Origin of the sequence: Buttiauxella brennerae ATCC 51605, from assembly GCF_001654925.1 — a bacterium.
GTDB classification, from domain to species: Bacteria; Pseudomonadota; Gammaproteobacteria; order Enterobacterales; family Enterobacteriaceae; genus Buttiauxella; species Buttiauxella brennerae.
The window spans coordinates 211733-232251 of the sequence record NZ_LXER01000017.1 but is presented as its reverse complement, the minus strand read 5'-3'; the positions used below and the strand labels follow the sequence as shown (position 1 = coordinate 232251).

General features: G+C 54.6%; 18 protein-coding genes. 3 read left to right on the top strand and 15 right to left on the bottom strand.

What is annotated here, in order from left to right; all coding sequences use genetic code 11:
* The first annotated feature begins 30 nt into the window (after nucleotides 1-30).
* From M975_RS09185 to M975_RS09175, 3 genes are all read left to right on the top strand, one after another.
* On the top strand, nucleotides 31-1923 hold the full coding sequence (locus M975_RS09185) for an NAD(P)-binding protein (protein WP_064558916.1): 1893 nt from the start codon (nucleotides 31-33) through the stop codon (nucleotides 1921-1923).
* A 6-nt stretch (nucleotides 1924-1929) separates the two neighbouring features.
* Nucleotides 1930-3114: a cytochrome c gene (locus tag M975_RS09180; protein WP_064558915.1), complete on the top strand. Its 1185-nt coding sequence runs from the start codon at nucleotides 1930-1932 to the stop codon at nucleotides 3112-3114.
* Between the two features lie 266 nt (nucleotides 3115-3380).
* Nucleotides 3381-4265, top strand: coding sequence for a transporter substrate-binding domain-containing protein (locus tag M975_RS09175; RefSeq protein WP_064558914.1), 885 nt, complete (start codon nucleotides 3381-3383; stop codon nucleotides 4263-4265).
* Nucleotides 4266-4289: 24 nt separating this feature from the next.
* Here the strand turns inward: M975_RS09175 and M975_RS09170 are convergent, their stop codons facing one another.
* Genes M975_RS09170 through M975_RS09100 form a run of 15 tightly spaced genes read right to left on the bottom strand, consistent with a single transcriptional unit; the run spans nucleotide 4290 to nucleotide 20329 of the window.
* Entirely contained in the window at nucleotides 4290-5120 is an 831-nt protein-coding gene (locus M975_RS09170) for a prepilin peptidase (RefSeq protein ID WP_064558913.1), read from the bottom strand.
* Between the two features lie 5 nt (nucleotides 5121-5125).
* Nucleotides 5126-5707, bottom strand: a complete 582-nt coding sequence (locus M975_RS09165; protein WP_064558912.1) for a general secretion pathway protein GspB — start codon at nucleotides 5705-5707, stop codon at nucleotides 5126-5128.
* The gene (locus M975_RS09160; protein WP_064558911.1) at nucleotides 5704-7281 is read right to left on the bottom strand and encodes an ExeA family protein; all 1578 of its coding nucleotides are present in this window, start codon (nucleotides 7279-7281) and stop codon (nucleotides 5704-5706) included. The genes M975_RS09165 and M975_RS09160 overlap by 4 nt, the downstream gene beginning before the upstream one ends.
* Before the next feature lie 24 nt (nucleotides 7282-7305).
* A complete protein-coding gene (locus M975_RS09155) occupies nucleotides 7306-8046 on the bottom strand; it encodes a type II secretion system protein N (RefSeq protein ID WP_064558910.1) in 741 nt (246 codons plus the stop codon).
* The gene (gene gspL, locus M975_RS09150) at nucleotides 8043-9479 is read right to left on the bottom strand and encodes a type II secretion system protein GspL (RefSeq protein ID WP_064558909.1); all 1437 of its coding nucleotides are present in this window, start codon (nucleotides 9477-9479) and stop codon (nucleotides 8043-8045) included. Before gspL ends, M975_RS09155 begins: the two co-directional genes overlap by 4 nt.
* On the bottom strand, nucleotides 9476-10453 hold the full coding sequence (gspK, locus tag M975_RS09145; protein WP_083967871.1) for a type II secretion system minor pseudopilin GspK: 978 nt from the start codon (nucleotides 10451-10453) through the stop codon (nucleotides 9476-9478). The genes gspL and gspK overlap by 4 nt, the downstream gene beginning before the upstream one ends.
* Nucleotides 10450-11061, bottom strand: coding sequence for a type II secretion system minor pseudopilin GspJ (gspJ, locus tag M975_RS09140; RefSeq protein ID WP_064558908.1), 612 nt, complete (start codon nucleotides 11059-11061; stop codon nucleotides 10450-10452). Before gspJ ends, gspK begins: the two co-directional genes overlap by 4 nt.
* Nucleotides 11058-11420, bottom strand: coding sequence for a type II secretion system minor pseudopilin GspI (gene gspI, locus M975_RS09135; protein ID WP_064558907.1), 363 nt, complete (start codon nucleotides 11418-11420; stop codon nucleotides 11058-11060). Before gspI ends, gspJ begins: the two co-directional genes overlap by 4 nt.
* Nucleotides 11417-11923, bottom strand: coding sequence for a type II secretion system minor pseudopilin GspH (gene gspH / locus M975_RS09130; RefSeq protein ID WP_064558906.1), 507 nt, complete (start codon nucleotides 11921-11923; stop codon nucleotides 11417-11419). Before gspH ends, gspI begins: the two co-directional genes overlap by 4 nt.
* Nucleotides 11924-11925: 2 nt before the next feature.
* Nucleotides 11926-12363 (bottom strand): type II secretion system major pseudopilin GspG, encoded by a 438-nt coding sequence (gene gspG / locus M975_RS09125; RefSeq protein WP_064558905.1) that lies wholly within the window; start codon nucleotides 12361-12363, stop codon nucleotides 11926-11928.
* Between the two features lie 12 nt (nucleotides 12364-12375).
* Nucleotides 12376-13596: a type II secretion system inner membrane protein GspF gene (gene gspF, locus M975_RS09120; protein ID WP_064558904.1), complete on the bottom strand. Its 1221-nt coding sequence runs from the start codon at nucleotides 13594-13596 to the stop codon at nucleotides 12376-12378.
* A 2-nt stretch (nucleotides 13597-13598) separates the two neighbouring features.
* Complete coding sequence (gspE, locus tag M975_RS09115) at nucleotides 13599-15077, bottom strand: type II secretion system ATPase GspE (RefSeq protein ID WP_064558903.1); 1479 nt, start codon at nucleotides 15075-15077, stop codon at nucleotides 13599-13601.
* The gene (gspD, locus tag M975_RS09110) at nucleotides 15070-16986 is read right to left on the bottom strand and encodes a type II secretion system secretin GspD (protein WP_280643800.1); all 1917 of its coding nucleotides are present in this window, start codon (nucleotides 16984-16986) and stop codon (nucleotides 15070-15072) included. Before gspD ends, gspE begins: the two co-directional genes overlap by 8 nt.
* A 53-nt stretch (nucleotides 16987-17039) precedes the next feature.
* Complete coding sequence (gene gspC / locus M975_RS09105) at nucleotides 17040-17825, bottom strand: type II secretion system protein GspC (RefSeq protein WP_064558901.1); 786 nt, start codon at nucleotides 17823-17825, stop codon at nucleotides 17040-17042.
* Nucleotides 17826-17878: 53 nt separating this feature from the next.
* The gene (locus M975_RS09100) at nucleotides 17879-20329 is read right to left on the bottom strand and encodes a beta-glucosidase (protein ID WP_064558900.1); all 2451 of its coding nucleotides are present in this window, start codon (nucleotides 20327-20329) and stop codon (nucleotides 17879-17881) included.
* Nucleotides 20330-20519 lie beyond the last annotated feature (190 nt).

The window sequence follows — 20519 nt, the reverse complement described above, 5'->3', positions numbered from 1 at the left end:
ACTCGCCCAACTTGCCAGGTAAGGTTTGATATGTCGATTACCAGACGTGATTTTCTCAACGGCGTTGCCATTACTATTGCCGCAGGGCTGACCCCCCTTGAGCTCGCAAAAGCTGCCGGTAAAACCAGCGCTATCATCGGTGAGGATTATTACCCGCCGCAGCTAACCGGGATGCGCGGTAACCATCCCGGCTCATTTGAAATGGCGCATGCCATTGGGCGCGACCATAAAAAGTTCAGCACTGACCACCTTCCCATTGAGGAAGAGTACGATCTGGTTATTGTCGGCGGCGGGCTAAGCGGTTTGTCAGCTGCGAGCTTCTGGCACGACCTGATGGGCAAAGAGAGCAAAGTACTGGTTCTCGATAACCATGACGATTTTGGCGGCCATGCGAAACGTAACGAATTTAACGCAGGTGGCAAAAAGATTATCGGTTACGGCGGCAGTGAAGCCTTCCAGTCGCCAACGCGAAACTTTAGCGACGAGGTCAACGGCCTGATGACAACCGTGGGCGTCAGCGTAACCCGAATGAAGCAAAGTTTTGACGTCAATTTCTACCCGAATTTAAACCTCAGCCGTGGCGTTTTCTTTGATAAAAAGAACTTCGGCGAAACCAAAATTGTCGGCGGTGATCCGGGGCGGGCAGTGGCCGATGATATTCCGCCGGACAGACTCAATGGCCGCAGCCTCGAAGCGTTCGTTAACGACTTCCCGTTAAGTGAAAGCGACCGTAAAGCCATTCTGGATTTGTACATCAACCCGGTGGATTACCTGAAAGGGATGACGGTCGACGAAAAAACCGAGTGGATGGACACCCACAGCTACCGCGATTTTCTGGCCGAAAAAGTGGGCCTGAGCAAAATGGCCATCATGTACTTCCAGCAGCGTACCAATGACTTTTTTGCCATCGGCATCGAAGGGGTGAGCTGTAGTGACGCGCGGACCTGTGCGTTGCCTGGAATGGACAAAATGGAATTGCCACCGCTTGATGAAGAAGCACTGGCCGACCTCGAAGAGCCTTACGTTTACCATCTACCCGACGGCAATGCGGGCCTGGCGCGCCTGATAGTCCGCCACCTGGTGCCTGACGCGCTGCCGGGCAGCACGATGGAAGACTCCATTACTTCACGTCTTAACTATCAAAAACTCGACCGCAAAGAAAACAGCACCCGCATTCGCCTCAACAGCATTGTGATTAATGCCGCCAATACCGATGACGGCGTGGTGGTGACCTACGTGAACGACGGTAAAGCGCACCGTGTGAAAGGGCGAAAAGCGATCATGGCGGGTTACAACATGATGGTTCCATACCTGGTGCCGGAAACCCCGGAAGAGCAAAAAGCCGACCTGCGCATGAACGTCAAAGCCCCGCTGGTTTACACCAATGTGGTGGTCAAAAACTGGCATGCGTTCACCAAATTGGGCATTCACGAATTTTATTCTCCGGCGGCCCCGTATAGCCGCGTTAAGCTCGATTACCCGGTCAGCATGGGAAGTTACCACCACCCGCAAAACCCAGACCAACCGATGTGCCTGCATATGGTTTACGTACCGACCTATCCGGGCAGCAAACTCAGCGCCCGCGAACAGTTCCGCCAGGGGCGTGCGTATCTGCTCGGTACGCCTTTTGACGTGCACGAAAAAATGATTCGTGAACAACTTCAGGAAATGCTTGGGCAAACCGGCTTTGACCACGAGCGGGATATTACGGCCATCACCGTCAACCGCTGGGCGCACGGTTACGCGTATTACGCCAGCGCATTGTTCGATGACATGGATGAAATTCCGAATGTCATCAAGCGGGCACGTCAGCCGATTGGCCGAATCGCAATTGCCAATTCTGATTCCGACTGGGATGCCTATGCGCATACGGCAATTGACCAGGCATGGCGGGCAGTCAACGAACTTAAGGCGATGGGATAAGCGCAAATGAAACAGATCTTAATGGCTATCGGCTGCTTATTGTACGTGGGGAGCGCGGCAGCGGCCTCTGAAGGCGAATATATGGCAAAGGTTTCGGACTGTGTGGCTTGCCATACTGCCGAAGGCGGCCAACCGATGGCGGGCGGGAAAAAATTCCCCACGCCGGTCGGCGATATTTACGCCACCAATATTACGCCGGATAAAACCTCGGGCATCGGCAATTACAGTTACGACGATTTCGAAAAAGCCGTCAGGCAGGGCATTGCAAAAGATGGCCATGCGCTTTATCCGGCCATGCCGTATCCGTCGTATGCAAAAATGACCGATAAAGACATTCACGCGCTGTACGACTATTTCATGCATGAAGTGCCTGCTTCAGCTGCGAAAAACAAAGAGAGTGACATTCCGTGGTTACTGTCTGCCAGATGGCCGTTGCACGTCTGGAACTGGTTATTTGTCGATGAAGTCCAGGCGGCTAAGCCGGTAACACACGTCGATAAAAATGACGCGTTACTGGCGCGTGGCGCTTATCTGGTCGAAGGGCCTGGGCATTGCGGGGCCTGCCATACGCCAAGAGGCGTAACCATGCAGGAAAAAGCCTATGACGCCAGCAGTGATATTTACCTCAGTGGCGCGACGATTGACGGCTGGTACGCACCCTCGTTGCGAAATATCTCGATGTCGCAGGATGAATTAAAGGATTTACTGCGCATGGGCCGCAGCCAGCATAATGCGATATCCGGGCCAATGAGCGAGGTTATTACCCAGAGTACGCAATATCTGACTGATAACGATATGGACGCCATTTCGTTTTATTTGCTGAGCTTTAATCACAAAGTGGCAGCGGCAGCAGCTGCGACACCCGTCGCCGCTGACGGTTCACTGACATATAAACCGACAGACGGCAAAACGCTTTACTCCATGTATTGCTCGACCTGCCACGGTGATGACGGAAAAGGCAAAGATTTCACGGTTCCAACGCTTGTGAATAACGCCTTAGTAACGGCCAAAGATCCTTCATCATTAATCTCGGTCATTTCGCAGGGAGCCGAAACGCCGCAAACGCACGGGAATATTTCCTTTAAAATGCCCGCCTATAAAAACGTGATGTCGAAAGAAGAGATGAATAACGTCGTGAATTACGTCAGAGGCTCGTGGGGAAATAACGCAGAAAATAACACAGGGAAATAAACGCGGTGGTTTTGTCTGGTGGCTGTGCCCAACATACGCCGCCAGACAACGCAGCGATCAGAGTAGCAATCAAAATTTAACAGTTAAACTGCTGCAGATTAACCAACCACAACAGCTAAATTGACATCTCTACCACGGCGAATTTTATTTAAGGATAGTGCTTTAATGTCTGTTGTTTGTGTGTCATCTTCGGCCCCGGCAGGGTTGTGTGCCTCATCCCGGTGATGACAGCACACAATATATTGGGCAGACAGGTTACATTTGGCATGACTATGAAAAACTATTTATCGTTGTTATTTCTTATTAGTGCTTTCTCTATATTTCACGCACAGGCAAATGACAGTCTGGATAATATAAAGAAAACTCACGAAATAACATTAAGTTACTCTTATAATGATTATCCCTTTTCTTTTATACAGAATGAAAAGCCTGTCGGTATGGCAATTGATTTATGCCAGGATCTCGTTCACCAGCTCGAAAAACAATTAGATATTGCGCATATCGATATTCATTGGGTCGGTGGGAAACAGGTCGAGACGTTCAACAGAGTCAAAGAACATCGCGTTGATATGACCTGCTCGGCGATTACCCGAAACGACGCCAGGCTGAAAAGCTATAACTTCTCAAAACCGTACTTCGTGACCACCACAGCATTTCTGTCGAAGAAAAATGATGCTATTCATGAAGATAAAGACTTGCACGGTAAAACCATTGCGGTCATTTCAGGTGACTCAACGATTGGACGTATCAACAAGCTCAACCATAAATTGAATTTTTCCCTCCTGATGGTCCCCACGGCCGATTATTCTTCGGCGCTCGAACTGTTCAAATCTGGCGGGGTAAAAATGCTGGCTACCGATGAAGTGCTGCTTGCCGCATTCCTGGCTAAAGAGCCGAAAAACTACAGTATTAGCCATATCGATTTTGTTGATACCGATGTTTATGGCCTGATGCTGGCAAAAGAGTCGTTACCCTTGACCAGCCAGGTGAATAGCGCATTGGCGCAAATCATCACCAGCGGTGAATATAACGTATTGTATAAGAAATGGTTTATGTCACCCATCCCGCCAGCCCAGAAAAACTTGAATATGCCAATGAGTAAAGCATTGAAGACTTATATTAATAGTTACAAACCGGTCGCAGCATCCTGATTATCTTCCTGCGACTTTCGTGGTTCATGGCGTCAGAAACAGGAAATATCCCGCAGAAAGAATTAACCACGGCCCGAAAGCGACGGGCTGGTTTAACGGATGGCGGCGTAACCGGTGCATTATTACCGCACCCAGCAAGCCGCCGACCGCCGCCACAGTCACCAGTTGTGGCAACACTTCCCAACCCAGCCATGCCCCGAGTGCCGCAAGTAACTTCGCATCACCGCCTCCCAGACCCGCTTTCCCCGTCAGCCGGGTAAAAATAAGCGACAACAGAGCCAACGCCAGATAACCACTGATGGCACCGATTAGCGCGCTGGGTAACGGCACATAACACCCGACAAAATTAACCAGCAAGCCAAGCCAAATTAATGGCAGCGTGAGCACATCGGGCAATAGCATGGTCTGCGCATCAATGACCGCAAGCGTAAGCAAAATGCAGATGAACACTAAACTCGCTGCAAGCTGCAGACCGGGCGGCCACAGCAGCCCTGCAACGACAAATAAAAAACAACAGGCGGACTCAACCAGCGGGTAGCGCAGCGAGATAGATCTCTTGCAGCAACGGCTTTCGCCGCGCAGCCAGCACCAGCTTAATACGGGCAGCAAATCACGGCGCAAAATTGGTTGTTGGCAGGTACTGCATGCCGAAGGCGGCCAGCACAGGTTATAAGTTTGCCGGGGCGGATGCGGCAAATCGAGCGTCTGGCGAGCCTCGTCGCGCCATTGTTCGGCCAGCATTTTAGGCAAGCGCCAGATAACAACATTCAGAAAACTGCCGATCAGCAACCCCAGAATGCCCAACATCGCACACCAGGCTGCGGGCCAGGTATGCGCAAACGCCATTAACATCATCAGACTCACCAGTCAGAAAGGGCAGTCACGCGGAAAGTTTGCCCCTCAAAAGAGAAAATACTGTCGTCGGGTTCGATTTTCATCAGCTTCACGCCAGCACCCACCGCGGCGCCTTCGTGGTAATCATTGCCGTTGAGGTTGATAACGCTTTTCCCGGTTTCACTGGAATAAACATGGGCGTTGTATTTGACCGACGGCATCCGTCGCAGCACATCCTGAGATAACTGCTCAAGGCGCGGATAGGTGCCGTCATCGGCCATTTTTTCCTCCGACACTTCCGTGGCGGGCTCAGCCACGTCACTCGATTCTTCCTCCGCTGCGGGCTCAGTCTCTTCCACGGGCTCGGCAGGCAACGGCTGAGTATTAAAGGTGAGCGAACTGCTGATGTTGCGCCACGGGAGAGGGGCCTGGTGCGGAACTTCTACCCGTTTGATGACCGGCGGGTTATACAAACTGTGCCAGCCATAACAGATACCGGTACCGGCAAGGGCGGCAATGGCTAAGCCGCAACACCAGGTGAGAACCAGATACCCTTTTGCGGACAATTTCGCATGGGGTTTCAGGGGGAGGGAAAGGGAAATAGTCATGGTTTCTCCGGCGTTGCTGTGGTGTCCGCTGCCAGTTCACGGGCAGGAAGTGTGCCATCCAGGGTGGGAAGGTTTTGGTCAGGCTGGTTGCTCAGGCGAAGCAGCGTTTGTTCCCCGGCGATGCCGTCAGCCGGTAAATGCTGTTGTTTTTGATAAGCGAGAATGCCTGCCTGAATTTTTGAGTTCTTTTCCCCAACCGGGGTTTTGAGTGCCGTCGTGAGCCGCTGCGCCACCCATTGAATATCTTCCTCAGGGCTGTGGTTGGTGACTTTCGTCGCTCCGCTGTCGGGCAGGTGCCAGATAAGCGTGGCGTCTTTCTGCCAGCGTTGGTTGAGCCAGTCGAGGGAAACTTCCCACTCCTGGTTATCAAAAAGCAGCGACGCCTTGCCATTACTCACGTGGCTTAAAACCGCGAACCAGTGCCCTGATGCCTTATCTTTCAGGTGTACGACTGCCGGGTAATTAAGAGCGATGACCTCATTCAGATCGCCAAAACTGCGAAAACAGCGCAGCCCAGCAGGCGACAACACCCCGCACGGAGACGCTTCATCGCCGCTGTCATAACCCCAGGCGGCGGTCAATAAAGTAAACGCATCGCTCTGGCTGCGAGACTTTTGCACTGCGGCTTCAAATAGTTTTTGCAGCTGTGGATCGGGTGCCACGCTGACCGGGACTTTTACCGTTCTCACCTCGGGTTCGGGCAGCCACCCCCATTGTTGCCAGCCAAACCAGCTGGCAGCAAACAGCAGCATGCATGCGGTGCTAAAGGCGAGGGCACCGGAAACCCCGCCAATATCCACCCGGCCCGTCACTTTAAGCGCTGACTCTTTGGCATGGGCGGCGGTAATTTTCCACCGCCGATCACAGGCGGCATCCACCAGCATCTGTTCGCACAGGCGGTTAATAACGCGCGGAATGCCTTTACTGGCACGGGTAATCACGCTGATGGCTCCCCGTGAAAAAATCGGGTGCAAGCAGCCCGCTTTTTGCAGGCGAAACCGCACCGTGGCATCGACTTCTTCGGCGTTAAGCGGCGTAAGGAAGTGGTGAGCAGTAATGCGCTGGCGTAGCTGGGCGAGTCTGGCGTCGTGCAGGCGCTGTTCGAGTTCCGGCTGCCCCATCAGGATAATCGACAGTAATTTGCGCTCGTCGGTTTCAATATTGGTCAGCGCACACAGCGCTTCAAGTTGCGGCAGACTCAGGTGCTGCGCCTCATCAATCAGCAAAACGGCCTGTTTACGCGCCCGCAAATTGTGGCGCAAAAACGCCTCCAGGTGCGTGTCATCGGGCAAATGAAACGCACGGCAAATTTGCGTCATCAGCGGCGTGGGTGAAGTTAACGGCGCAATCAAATACGCGGTTTCCGTTTCGACACCCGCATTAAGGCAGACATGGCGAGCCAGCGTGGTTTTCCCGGTGCCGGGTGCGCCCGCGAGCACCATAAAACCCCCTGATGAAATAGCACGCTGCATTTGGTTCAGGGCTTCGCGGTGTGCCGGGCTTAAATAGAGATAGTGCGGATCGGGTGAGATCGTAAAGGGTGCGGCGTTAAGCGCGAAAAAATCCTGGTACATGGTCGATGTTCCTTTTACAGGCGATTACCAACGCCCTGATGTTTCAAAAGTAAATTGGCCGCTCTTTTCTTGACGGGCGCCTTGAGTCAGCAGCATCAGCAATGCCGGGGGAAACGTCGGGCCGGGTGTTATCTCACCTTGCAGGCGGTAATCCTTGCGGGCCGATAATGAAACCTGCCCGTGGCTTTTAAGTTGTTCGGAAGCCTGGGTTATCTCAGCACGCCATTGTTTATTGGCGCATTTGACTTGTATGCGGGTATCGCCGGTATTGAGCGCACCAGCAGCATCGGTCACGCCGCCATTCTTCCAGTTGAGAGTGGCTCGCGCTGCCACACAGCCTTGCGGGGTAAAGCGCAGATGCGACAACTGAGCGCTGACATCACCGCTAAATTCGGCTGAAAGTGCCAGGGCGTCGTGTAAAACAGCGGCGGGAAAATGCAGCGTGGCGTCATCAACGTTCCACTCGCCATTCCAGCCCACGCTACCCTTGCCGATAATCCCGCGTGGATCGCTAAGGGCAACCTGTGCGGCAATTTGCCCTTGCAGCAAGGCGGCACCTTTCCAGTCCCAGTTGAATGGCCCAAGTTGCTGATTATCGATGCGCAAAGTCTGTGCCTGGCCCTGCCACAGCGTGCCACTGACGCCCTGCAAATTTGCGCCGGGAGGAAGCGGCAACCAGCCGATGGCAAAACGCGCGGGCAGCATCACCAGCAGGCCAATGAGGTAGCTCAGCAATAACGGGAGCAGCAGGTGCAATGGTTTCACGAGCGAGAACCTCTGCTGAGCACTAACCGTTTCACTTCCACCGTCCCTTGCCCTTTACCGGTCAGCTGCACCTCCTGCGTAACAATGCCGTACTGCAACTCAAGGGTTTGCAGCCAGTTTGCGAAGTCAGAAAAACGCAGTGCCCCTGGGTATCTGAACTCAAGCTGGTTGCCTTGTTGCGCCGGGGGCGAGACAGGCAGATGGGCTTTCAGGCTGGCCTGCTCGATAAGTGCTGCAATATCGGCATCCGGTGCCGGGAGCAGCGGTTTTTGCGCGGCCAGAATTTGCATTCGTGTGAGCTTCTGCTTCATTTGCTGCACGCGCGTCAGCTCTGAATGTGCCACTTTCGGGCGCGTCGTCTGCATGCGCAGGTAGATTGTCGCGCCGTCTTTTTCATTCACCCGCAAAGCAAAATTCGCCGGAAGCTGCTGTTCCATGGCTTTCAGTGCGATGGCTGTGGCGCCGGATAATTGCGCCTGCAGCTCGCGCCCCGGGGCATCAAACTGCAATGACTGTACCTGAACAGAAGAGGGAAGAACGCTGTCGAGCGTGCGCACCAACGGCAGAAAATGGCTGCTATGCGCCTCCATTTTCTTTTGAAATTCATTCCATGGGTCGCTCACCCGTTTGTTACCCGGAAACGTCTGGCGATAAATCGCAATCATTTGCTGGTTCAACTGCGCTTGTTCGCGGCTGTCCGTGAAGTTTTCCAGCGCGGTGCTGGCAAGGGTGATGACCAGACTCGCCGCCAGCAACCAGGCAGGCACTCGCCATATGGCTAACTGCCCGTTTTTATATTTCCGGGGCTGATATGCCCCTTGCAAAAGAGTACCCGCTGGCAGGTGCGATACCCGCAGCGGTAAGGTTTGTGGCGCGGGTTGCCAGCGGGCAATGTTGTCTTCAGGCAAACATGCCATCAGCTCCTGTTCCAGCACCATGCCTCGCCAGCGTGATTCGCGAATCAGATATTGCTCGCCAAAGCACACACAGCACCCGGTGTCATAATCGGGTAGCGCGAATACGTCCGGCAGCATTCGGTTAATAGTCAGGCCCGCGTCCTCGAGCCACTTCAGCCACTGCTGCATCACGGAATGTTCAATCGCCGCCAGGTGAACCAATGGAGATTCATGTGCCAGCACCGCCACATGCAGTTTTATCGGATCCTCGACGACCTCATCTTCCAGTAAAAAAGGCAGCGCATTTTGCGTTTTGCGCGTCAGTTTTCCTGGCAGGCTCACTGATTTGAGCACCACATCGCAGGCGGGAACCAGTGCAATCACCTGGCGACTGGCCGCATACGATTGCAGGTTCACAAGGCTTGCGGCATCAGCCAGTTCGCCCGAAAACAGTAACTGGTCGTCAGCGGTGAACAGCCACCAGTAGATGGTCTGCTGCGCATGGCTTGCCAGACGGATTAATAACGTTTCATTCATGGCCACACTCCCGCTTCACGCCCACGAACCACGACTTTTCGATCGCTGGTGCGATAGAAATGGCTCGTCATTCGGCTGTGCTGTTGTTGGTTTTCGATGGCGATATCCGCGACAAAATAATCACTGTTGACCGTCAGTGAACGGGCGACATCTGGCCCGGCAAGCCGCTCATCCATCGCGGGTGCCTGCGCCAAAAATTCGTCGACACTTCTCCAGCCCTCAGCCGGTCGGTGGCGGATGAGTGAAACCGCGGTCTGAACGGGGAGGGTGTTCAGAAACAGCGCTGACAGTAACGGCGCCTGGTCTTCCTGAAGGGTGTTGATATTCACCGCCAGATCGCGGTCAGGCAGGGCGCAAACGAAAGGGCGCAAAGCCTGATACAGCGTGCCGTCCATGCCCTTCACGGCGCGTAATTCGCTCAGGTGGCGCATGGGCTGATTGGCCGGTAAATACGGCGGGTTTAGCGCCATATATTCATTGTCTTCGGCCCCGGATAATTGCGGGTCCTGATTGGCATCCAGCCAGTCTTCGAGTGCTGCCGCAAGCTGGCGGGCACGCAGCATGTCGATCTCAAGCCCTTGTAGAACGGAGACAAAAACCTGCTCCCTATACTGGGCGAGGCTGTCCGGGTTTTTCTCGTCATGGTTTTGCAGGCTGTTGAGGTTAAAGCAGGCCTGTTCATCACGAATTTCAGCCCGCACCGCAACTTCGCTAATCGGCCAGACATCGTTTTGTGAGGCCCAGTACTGCGCGCGCGAGGTTTTCTGCGGGCTGTCTATCATGTCCTGATACAATACGCGGGCGGCAAATGCTTCACCGCCCAGCAAATACTCGCGCATCTGTAGCTGGGTCAGGATCGTATGGCTGCGTTGCCACATTTGCCGGTAGCGCACCGTCATTTGCGAGGCAATCAGCGTCATGGCAGCAAGCAACAGTAAAACGACCAGCAAAGCCATTCCTCGTTGATGTTTCATCGGCTATTCCCCTGTGCCGCCAGTAAAAAGCGCCGCGTAACAGGGCCGTAATCCGGCAGATCCAACGTGACTTCAACGGCGTCAGGCAGCTCGCGTACCGCCGTCCATTGCGTGAGCCAGCGCCCGTTGCGGTAGTAGCGCACACGGAATTGCTGAACAGACTTCAATATGACGGCGTGCCCCGGTTCGGTGCCGGGCACGTTATCCGGATAAAGCCAGGTCACGCGCTCCAGCTGTTTGCCCTTCAGACGCCAGCCAAGGCGTTGAAGCTCGCTGCGGCGCAGGCGGGCGTCGGGGTTGAACCAGCCGCTGCGGGTAAACAGCACGCCATCACCTTCACTTTCGAGCAGCCCGTCTTTACCGTTAAACACCACGAGGCTCGTTTCCCCGGCTTCGCGCACCGGGCGTGGCAGCCCTTGTACGAAGTCGTTTTCCAGTTGCTGCATGGCGAAACCCAGTTCAGTCAGGCGCGAAATCTTCGCCTTTGTCGCCGCGTTATTGCGTAACACGCCCTGAAATACCGCCTGCGCGGTCAGGCTCAGCAGGGCAAAAATCACTAACGCGACCAGTACTTCCAGCAGCGTAAAACCGCGTTGTTTTCGGCTCATGGCTGGTGGAAGAAATAACTGCGTAGCTCAATACGCGGGTCGCCATTCGGCATACTCCGCACCTGGACTTCAGCCGCACGCAGCAGTGGATCACGCGTTGTTTCACCTTGCCGCTGCCAGTACCAGGTGCGCCCGGCCAGCTGCTCTTTGCCGGATGTTTTCTCCAGTGCCGGCCACCCGCCTGCAAGGCGAATATCAACCATTTGGTTTTCCGCCACCCAACTGCTAAACAGGCTTTCTTCCATGGATTGCAGCGCCATTATCTGGCTGGTGAGGCTGTTCATTAACGCAAGGCTTGCTCCGGCAAAAATCACCATCGCCACCATCACTTCCAGTAATGTCATGCCACGCTGCTTCATGGTGCCGCCTGCGCATCACGCAATTGCGTTTCACCTGATTCGCTGACGCTTAACGTCGCCACTGCCTTTTTTTGCTCAAGCGCAGTAAGTTCAAAAGGGGTGACTTCGCCGCCCGGAAAGAACAAAAGCTGCGGTTTACCTTCTTGTTCACCCGCAGGCATTTCATCGAGCAGCAGATCCTGTTGTGCCAGTTGCAAGGTGACGTTTTCCGGGAAGGTACGCTCAGAGGTGGCAAGCGGCTGCCAGCCCTGCGGCGCGGTGGCGTCCTGCAGCATAAACTGATAGCCACGCGGGGTGATCAGCAGGCCAAATAACGACCCCTGAGCCATGGCTTCCATGCGCTGCATCGGGATGGCATCAGCCAGCAGCGCCAGCATTTCGCGGCTTTGCTTTTCCGGCGAATGCGACGGCATCGCCATCACCACCAGGCTTGATGTGGCGGCGATAATCACCACCACCAGCATCATTTCGATGAGCGTAAAACCCCGGTTGCAACGCGCCACAATCACGATCCTTTCGCGCCGTTCAAATCCCAGTTGCCGACATCGTCATCGTTACCCGCTTCCCCGTCCGGGCCTGCGGAAAAGACATCGATCGCACCGTGCTCGCCAGGGCTTGTCAGCTGATAGGCGTTCTGCCACGGGTCTTCCGGCAGGCGTTTGATATAGCCGTCCTGCTTATAATTTTTTGGCTGTGGTGCGGCTTCCGGTTTGGTGAGTAGCGCATCTAACCCCTGTTCGGTCGTCGGGTAGCGGCCATTGTCGAGGGTGTACATATCCAGCGCGTTTTCCAGCGCCACAATGTCGGTCACGGCTTTTTGCCGGTCGGCCTGCTTTTTGTTACCCATCAGATTGGGGACGACGATACTCGCCAGAATCCCAAGAATGACGATCACCACCATGATTTCCAGCAAGGTAAAACCCTGCTGTTGACGCTTATCCATAACGACTCCTTTTTAATGACTGATCATGTTATTTAGCTGAAGGATGGGCTCGAGGATCGCCAGCACGATGAACAGCACGACGCTTGCCATGCTGACCACCAGAAGCGGCTCAAAGAGACTGAGTGCGAGAGTCATTTCCTGCTGCAACGCGTTATCCTGGTTATCCGCGGCGCGGGATAACATGCTGTCCAGCGTGCCGCTGCGCTCGCCGGAGGCAATCATGTGCAGCATCATCGGCGGGAAAAGGCGCGTCTGGGTGAGGGCCGCGCGCAAGGTGCTGCCCTCGCGCACGCGTTGCTGGGCGAGGGTGATGCGCAGGCGGGCTTGCGCATTTTGCAGCACCTCGCCGCTTATCTGCATCGCATCCAGCAACGGCACGCTGCTGGCGTTCAGAATGCTGAGCGTGCTGGCGAAACGGGCGGTGTTGGTCGCACGGCTGAGTCGCCCGGCGATCGGCAGGCGCAAAATAAGGTTGTGGTAGCGCAGGCGGTTAGCGGGGGTTTTTAACCAGCGTTGCCAGTAGAGGGCGGCTGCCGTGACCACAGCCAGAAATGCCAGACCGTATTGTTGCAACACGGCGCTGATGCCCATCAGCAGGCGAGTGCTGAGCGGCAACTGCTGTTTCATATGGACAAACTGTTCCACCACGTTGGGCACCACCGTCACCAGTAAAATGGCGATCACTCCCACCGCCACCAGGGTGAGCACCAGCGGATAAACCATGGCCTGGCGCAGTTTGTTTTGCATCTGCTGGCGCTGCTCGGTGTAGTCCGCAAGGCGTATCAGCACCTGGTCGAGATGGGAAGATTTCTCCCCGGCAGCCACCATCGCGCAGTAAAGCTCATCGAATGCCGCCGGGTTTTCTGCCAGGCTTTTTGCCAGCGTTTGCCCTTCAAGCACACGGCTGCGCACCGCGTTTATCACGGTGCGCAACCGTGCTTTTTCGGTTTGCTGCGACACCACATTCAGCGCTTCTTCCAGCGGAATACCCGAGGCTAAAAGCGTCGCCAGCTGGCGGGTAAACAGCGTTAATTCGCTTCTGCGCATACCCGGTGCCCGACGGGGCAAAAAACGATGCGCCGTGCGGGTCGAGGTATCAACCTCCGCGATAGTCACCGGCAGTAATTGCCGTTCGCGCAGCTGTTGGCGGGCATGGCGCAGCGAGTCGGCTTCCAGCAAACCCTGTTTTGACTTGCCGTTGCTGTCGAGTGCCTGCCAGCGAAAGTCAGCCATGGTTACTCCTCCCGGCTCACGCGTAACACTTCTTCGAGCGAGGTCACGCCTTGCAGCACTTTGTCCAGGCCGTCGTCGCGTAAAGCAGGGGTTGTGGTGCGAATAAGCGCTTCGAGTTCATCTTCGCTGGCATCACTGTTGAGCGCTTTGCGCACGGCCTCATCAATCACCACCAGTTCGTGCAGCGCGGTGCGCCCCCGATAGCCGCTTTGGTTGCAGCAGTCGCCGCCTACGGCTTTCCATAAATGGGTGACTTCAGCGGGGAAGTGGTAGCGCTGGCGTTGCTGTTCATCGACGGCATGCGGAGTTTTGCACTGCGGGCAGAGCGTGCGCACCAGCCGTTGAGCAAGCACCGCGGTGAGCGAGGAGGCGAGCAAAAACGGCTCTACACCCATATCCCGCAGACGGGCGATGGCGCCAATTGCGCTATTGGTATGCAGCGTCGAGAAAACCAAATGCCCGGTCAGCGAGGCCTGCACCGCAATCTTTGCCGTTTCGGTATCGCGAATTTCACCAATCATCACCACGTCGGGGTCCTGGCGCAGAATGGCGCGCAGCCCGCGGGCAAAGGTCATATCGACTTTGTTATTCACCTGCGTCTGGCCAATACCGTCCAGATCGTATTCGATGGGGTCTTCCACCGTCAGAATATTGCGTTCGTGGTTATTGATTTCCGATAATGCGGCATACAGCGTGGTGGACTTGCCGGAGCCGGTTGGCCCGGTGACGAGGATAATGCCGTACGGCTTGCGCACCAGTGTTGCCATGGTTTGCTGCAACCCGGCCGACATACCCAAATGTGACAGCGCCAGATGCACGGTGTTTTTATCCAGCAGGCGCAGCACCACGCGCTCGCCATGGCTGGAAGGCAGTGTTGAAACACGCACGTCCACCGCCCGTCCACCCATCCGCAGGCTGATGCGCCCGTCCTGTGGAATGCGTTTTTCAGCAATATCCAGCCGCGCCATGATCTTTATGCGCGAGATAAATACTGCTGCCAGCTGGCGCTGCGGCTGGAGAACTTCGCGCAACACGCCATCAATACGGAAGCGAATCGCGAGGCGCGACTCGTAGGTTTCGATATGAATATCTGACGCACCCAGCTTGATGGCTTCGCCGAGCATGGCGTTGATCAGGCGGATAATCGGCGCGTCGTCTTCCATATCCAGTAAATCTTCCTGACCGGGGAGTTGCCCGGCAAGATCGGTAAAGCTCACGTCATTGCCCAGGTCTTCCATCAACTGCTGCGCTTCGCTGGCATCGCGCTGATACTCTTTTTGCAGTTGCGCGGCAAACTGTGCCGTTTCCACGTGGCTGACGGCAAACGGCTGGCGTAACACCCGCCGGATCTCCAACAGGATCGGGGGCCGGAGTTCGCCGTGGTGAACCAGCGTGGGCGTCGAGTCCTGCCACTGCACCAGTACGCCGTGATCGCGGGCAAAACTAAACGGCAGTTTTTGCCATTTTCCAGCATCACTCATTGAAGAACCCTCCGCGCGGACGAGCGCCTGGCGTTGCCGGTAGCGTCAGATCAGGCGTGGGCAGGGCGAGCGGGTCGCGGTTCAAACGGTCGGTTTTTTGCTCGTCACGGAACTGGTGATATTTCTCGTTTGAAACGCTGTTGTAGGTTGCGCCATCGCGCAGAATCACCGGGTGGATAAACACCATCAGGTTTTGTTTGCTGGTGCTGGTGCTGTTGTAGCGGAACAGATAACCGAGCAGCGGAATGTCACCAAGGATCGGCACTTTGCTGACGCTCTCGGTCGTCTGGTTGTTCAGCAGGCCGCCGAGCACCACGGTTTCACCGCTCCTCACCATCACGGCGTTATTAATGGTGCGGGTGTTAAAGGTGGCACCCAGGTCGCTCCCGGCGGAGGAAGAGTCAACCGAACTGGCAGAAGCCACGCTGGAAACTTCCTGCTCAATGTTCAGCAACACGCTTTCGCCGTCATTAATTTGCGGGATGACTTTCAGTTTGGTGCCGACAGTTTTGCGCTCGACGGTGTTGTACACGCTGCCGGTGGTGCTGGCCTGACTACCGGTAATCACCGGCACTTCCTGACCGACGTTAATCGCCGCTTCTTTGTTATCGAGCGTGACAATGCTTGGCGTGGCGAGAATATTGCTGCGTGAGTTATTAGCCAGTGCGGTAACCAGCCCGCCCCAGTTGCCGTTATAAAAACCGGCGGCAATACCGTTAAAACTGCTGAGTAGCGCGGCACTGCCCGACGAGCCATTTTTTCTGTTTTCAGCGGCGACCACGGCGCTTATCGGTAGCCCGGTGCTGGTAAATTGGGTGGCACCGCCGTTTTCGTTAAACCACTGCACGCCGAAATTCAGCGCGTCGCCATCCTGCATTTCCACAATCACGGCTTCAATCAGCACCTGGGCGCGGCGAATATCCAGACGGTTGATGATTTGTTCCAGCGCTTGCATGGCGTCGGGCTGTGTAGTGATCACCAGCGAGTTGGTTTGTTCATCGGCAACGATGCTGACTTCTTTGCCATTAAAGGTGGTGTTGCTGGCCCCCGCGCCTGTAGCAGTTTGCGGCGCTTCACCTTTGGTTTGTTGCGGCTGGGAGGTGTTGGCACCGCTGAGCACCGCAACGAGGTTTTTGGCCTGGGCATATTTAAGATAAAAAACTCGCGTGTTTCCCTGGTTTTGTTCTTCGCGATCGAGCTGGCGGGCAATGGTGATTAACCGCTGGCGAGCCTGGGCGCTGCCGGAAATCACCACGCTGTTGGTGCGCTCATCGGCCACCACATTAGGTGCCAGGCCGCCGCCTTTGCGGTCGTTTTTATTTAAGCCATTAAGAATTAACACCATCTCACGCGAGGCGGCATACTTTAATTTAATGATGTCGGATTGCTGATTACCGGCGGAGTCCACCCGCCGGACAATCTCAGCCAGCCGGTTAACCACCGCCGCCCGTCCGGTCACCAGCAAAACGTTGGCTGATTCGTAATGCACCACATTGCCTGCGCCTGCGTTGTCGTTAAGCTGGCGCAACAGCGGGGCAAGTTCTTTCACATCAACGTTGGCCACCGGGATCACGCGCGTGACGACTTCGTCGCCGGTTCCGGCGTGGTAATCGTCGGCCAGCGGAATGGCGCCCGTTTTAGCGTTGGCGGATTTCACCACTTTGAGCACGCCACTGGCACCTGGCACCACGGCAAAACCGTAGACATCCAGCACGCTCAGGAAGAACTGGTAATACTGCTCGTCATTAAGCGAGTCATAACTGCGCACATTCACCACCCCGCGCACCGCAGGGTCGATAATGATCGTTTTATGCAGGTTTTTGCTGACGATATTAATAAATTCCTGGATATCGGTGCTTTTAAAACTGGCGCTGTAATTGGCTCCCCAGGCAGCAGGCAAGAGGGCCATCAGCAGAGTGAGGCTCTGGGCAATTTTTGTTATTTGTAATGACATACCCAACCTTACTTTATTGATAAATCTACAAAAATGTTTTTCTCAGCATCGTCACGCAAAACGGTGATATCCAGCTGTGTCAACTCGCTGAGCTGCGCCATAAACTTTGCCGCATCTTCGGGAATGCGCAGGTCAAAGCCGTTGATGGCAATCGCCAAATCATTGGGCTGTAATCCACTTTGCTGGAACAGCGTTGCCTCTTTGCCGGGGTTCAGCCGGTAACCCTGAATGGCTCCGTCTTTGTTCACCGGCGTTATCGAGACCATTTCCAGTAACTTCTTCGGCTCTTTCAGTAATTGCGCTCGCGTGTCAGAAAGCCCATCAGACGAGCCTGCAATGGCATCGTCATACAGTCTGAGCATCTCGTGTTGCCCGCCGTTAAGCAGTTCCACATGGTCTTCTTTAATCGCCACAATGCTGGCGGTGGTGCCGTTGATAACATCATGAATACCGTAGCTATTCTGTTGCCCGCCTTGTTCAATAATCACCAGCGAATCCTCCGCGACGCTGCTGACAATCACACCGGTCAGCCGCACTTTTAGCGAGGAGAGCGTGGCTGCGGGTATTTCCTGTTTATTCCGGTTGGGGAATAGCGTGTTGAATTTGATTTCAGCCGGCGCGGCCGGTTTCTTGCTCATAGCCACAACACGCGGTGGCGCGTCTGGAAACAGAAACTCACCCATGCGCCAGGTCAGCCCCGCGAGCTGATAACCCAGCCCACAGAGCAACACTATCGTCACCATGTGCGCTAAAAATGGCGGAGATAAACTCAGCCGGAATACCGCTTTTTGCATCAACACTTGCTGCCTTTTAGGCCGGGGCGAGCTGAAACCCGCCCCGGTTTTGCTTATTGACTCACGGTGACAAAATCAGCGGCATTCACACCCGCCGGAAGTGCAAGTGCATCCGGTGTGGTGTTGCTGACCACAATTTCCTGGCTAACGTCGAAGGTCACAGGTTCGCGGCCCGTCACGTCAGACGATGGGGAAACCCAGGCTTTGTAGGTGCCAGGTTCGACAATCCACTGGTTCTTTTGTGGGTCGAAACTGGCCAGCGTTTTCGCAGGGATAGTGAAGGTCAGTTTCTGGTTGGCGCCCGGTTGCAGCACGTCGGTTTTGCTGAAGGACTTAAGCTCTAAGGTCGGTTTTTTCAGCTTCACTTGCGGAGCGTTGATATAGACCTGCGCGGCTTCTTTACCGGCAACGTTACCGGTGTTGGTTACCGACACGCTCAGCGTGACACTGCCTTTCGCGCCATTACTTAATGTATTGGCCTCGACACTGGCCGCGTCATAGCCAAACGTGGTGTAGGACAGTCCGTAACCAAACGGCCACGCCACCGGTTTGCTGAAGGTGGTGTAGTAGCGGTAGCCCACGTAAATGTCGTCGTTATAAACGATTTCATCCGGTGTGCCGTCGCCGTTGGTGTCCTTGCCCGGGAAGGTGGTTGCGGAAGGGACATCGGCATACTGTTGTGGAATGGTTTGTGCCAGTTTGCCTGCCGGGTTAACTACGCCTGAAAGGACATCGGTGATAGCAAAGCCTGCTTCCTGGCCTGGCAGATACGACAGCAAAATGGCATCGACTTTATCTGCCCATTCCGTGGTGTCCACGATGGCGGAAACATCCAGCACCACCACCACTTTCTTGCCTGCGGCATGGAACGCATCAGATGCATTCTTAATCAAGCTGAGTTCATTTTCGGTCAGCAGGTAGTCGCCACGGGTATAGGTGCGGTCAACCCCTTCGCCCGCAATACGCCCGATGGTGATCAGTGCCGCGTCATTATTCTGTGCCGCACTTTCAATGACCGCCGGGTCAATAGCTGGGTCATCACAGGTGAAGTAAGTCCCGATAGACGCCACAAAGCCTGGATGCTCGACTTTATTCTGCGCGTAATAGTCGCGGTAGAACGAGGTCAGCGATTCATCAACGGTGTACTGCTGTTGCAGGCCTTCTGACAACATCACGGTGGCTTCGTTATTCACCTGGCCGCTGCCGGTGCCGCCTTTGATGGTTTCAATCTGGCTGACCCCAAAACTTGCCAGTTTCAAACGCGGTGTGAGTGGCAGCGCCTGGTTGTCATTCTTTAACAGCACCATACTTTCTGCCGCGGCCTGGCGTGCCAGGACGCGGTGCTGTGCGAGATCGGGTTTGTTGGTTGCAGCATAATTGTTATATGAAGGCGACTGGAATACCTGCGAGAGAATGTGTTCCACGTTAACCGTGACATCCGCTTCGTTAATATCGCCTTTGTTATACGATTCTTTCAGCGCGGCCAGTACGCCGGTATTGTTGAACGCGCCGGTTACCGGGTCGGTAAAGCCGCCAGGTTCAATGAGATCGTTACCGGCTTTTAACTGCTTCCAGCCCGTTAATTGCGGGGTTCCTGCCAGCCAGTCGGACATCACCAGGCCTTTAAAATCCCACTCATTACGCAGGATATCGGTCAGCAGGTCGCGGCGCTCGTTGGTGTAAGTGCCGTTGAGTTTGTTATACGACGACATCACTGCCCACGGCTGCGCTTCTTCCACGGCTATCTGGAAACCGCGCAGATAAATCTCACGCATGGCACGTGGTGAAACGATGGTATCGATGGCGTTACGGTTGGTTTCTGAGTTGTTGGCGACAAAGTGTTTAATGGTGGTGCCGACATTGTTGGACTCCACACCGTCGACGATAGCGGCGGCAATTTTCCCGCTCAGCAGTGGGTCTTCAGAGTAATATTCAAAATTACGCCCGTTCAGTGGGTTACGTTGAATATTCATGCCCGGTGCGAGAATAAAGTCGACGCCATATTCTTTAATTTCTTCGCCCATCGCTTTACCGACCTGACCCACTAATTTGGTGTCCCAGGAAGAAGCCAGCAACGAGCCAATTGGCCAGGCGGTGGCATAGAAGGTTTCCGAACTGCCATTACGCGTACTATTAATACGCAAACCTGCTGGGCCATCGGCTAATTTTGCCGCAGGAATATCCAGCTTGTCGTTTTTGACACCGTTGATATAACCCGCAACGCCGGAAACATCATTTTTACTATTGGTTGCTGGATATTCGCCATTGCCAAAATCCATGCCTGGACCCACCACCATATTAAGTTTTTCTTCAACGCTCATTTTACCTGCGGCTTCTTTGGCCATTTTTTGGTAATAAGCAGCGTCTTTGACTTGAGAAACAGGCGGCTCTTCCTGTTTATCGTCGTCATCATCGTCATTACAGCCCGAAAGCATTCCGGCTAATGCCAGGGTAAGACAGATAGTCAGGGTATTCAATTTTGGTTTAACGTTTAAAGGTTCCATTGTTATTGGCCTTATTTATGTAGGGTATTACCGGCCGAAGCCAGGTATCGCAAAGGTAAGAAAATCAACAACAGCGGAATAATAACCAGATAAACGGCGGGCCACTTTGCAATGGAAAGCTAATTCTGTGCTCCTGGGAGCAGGGCGTTTTTTTGTGAGTGGTATCTCAAAATAATGCAGGATGCTACAA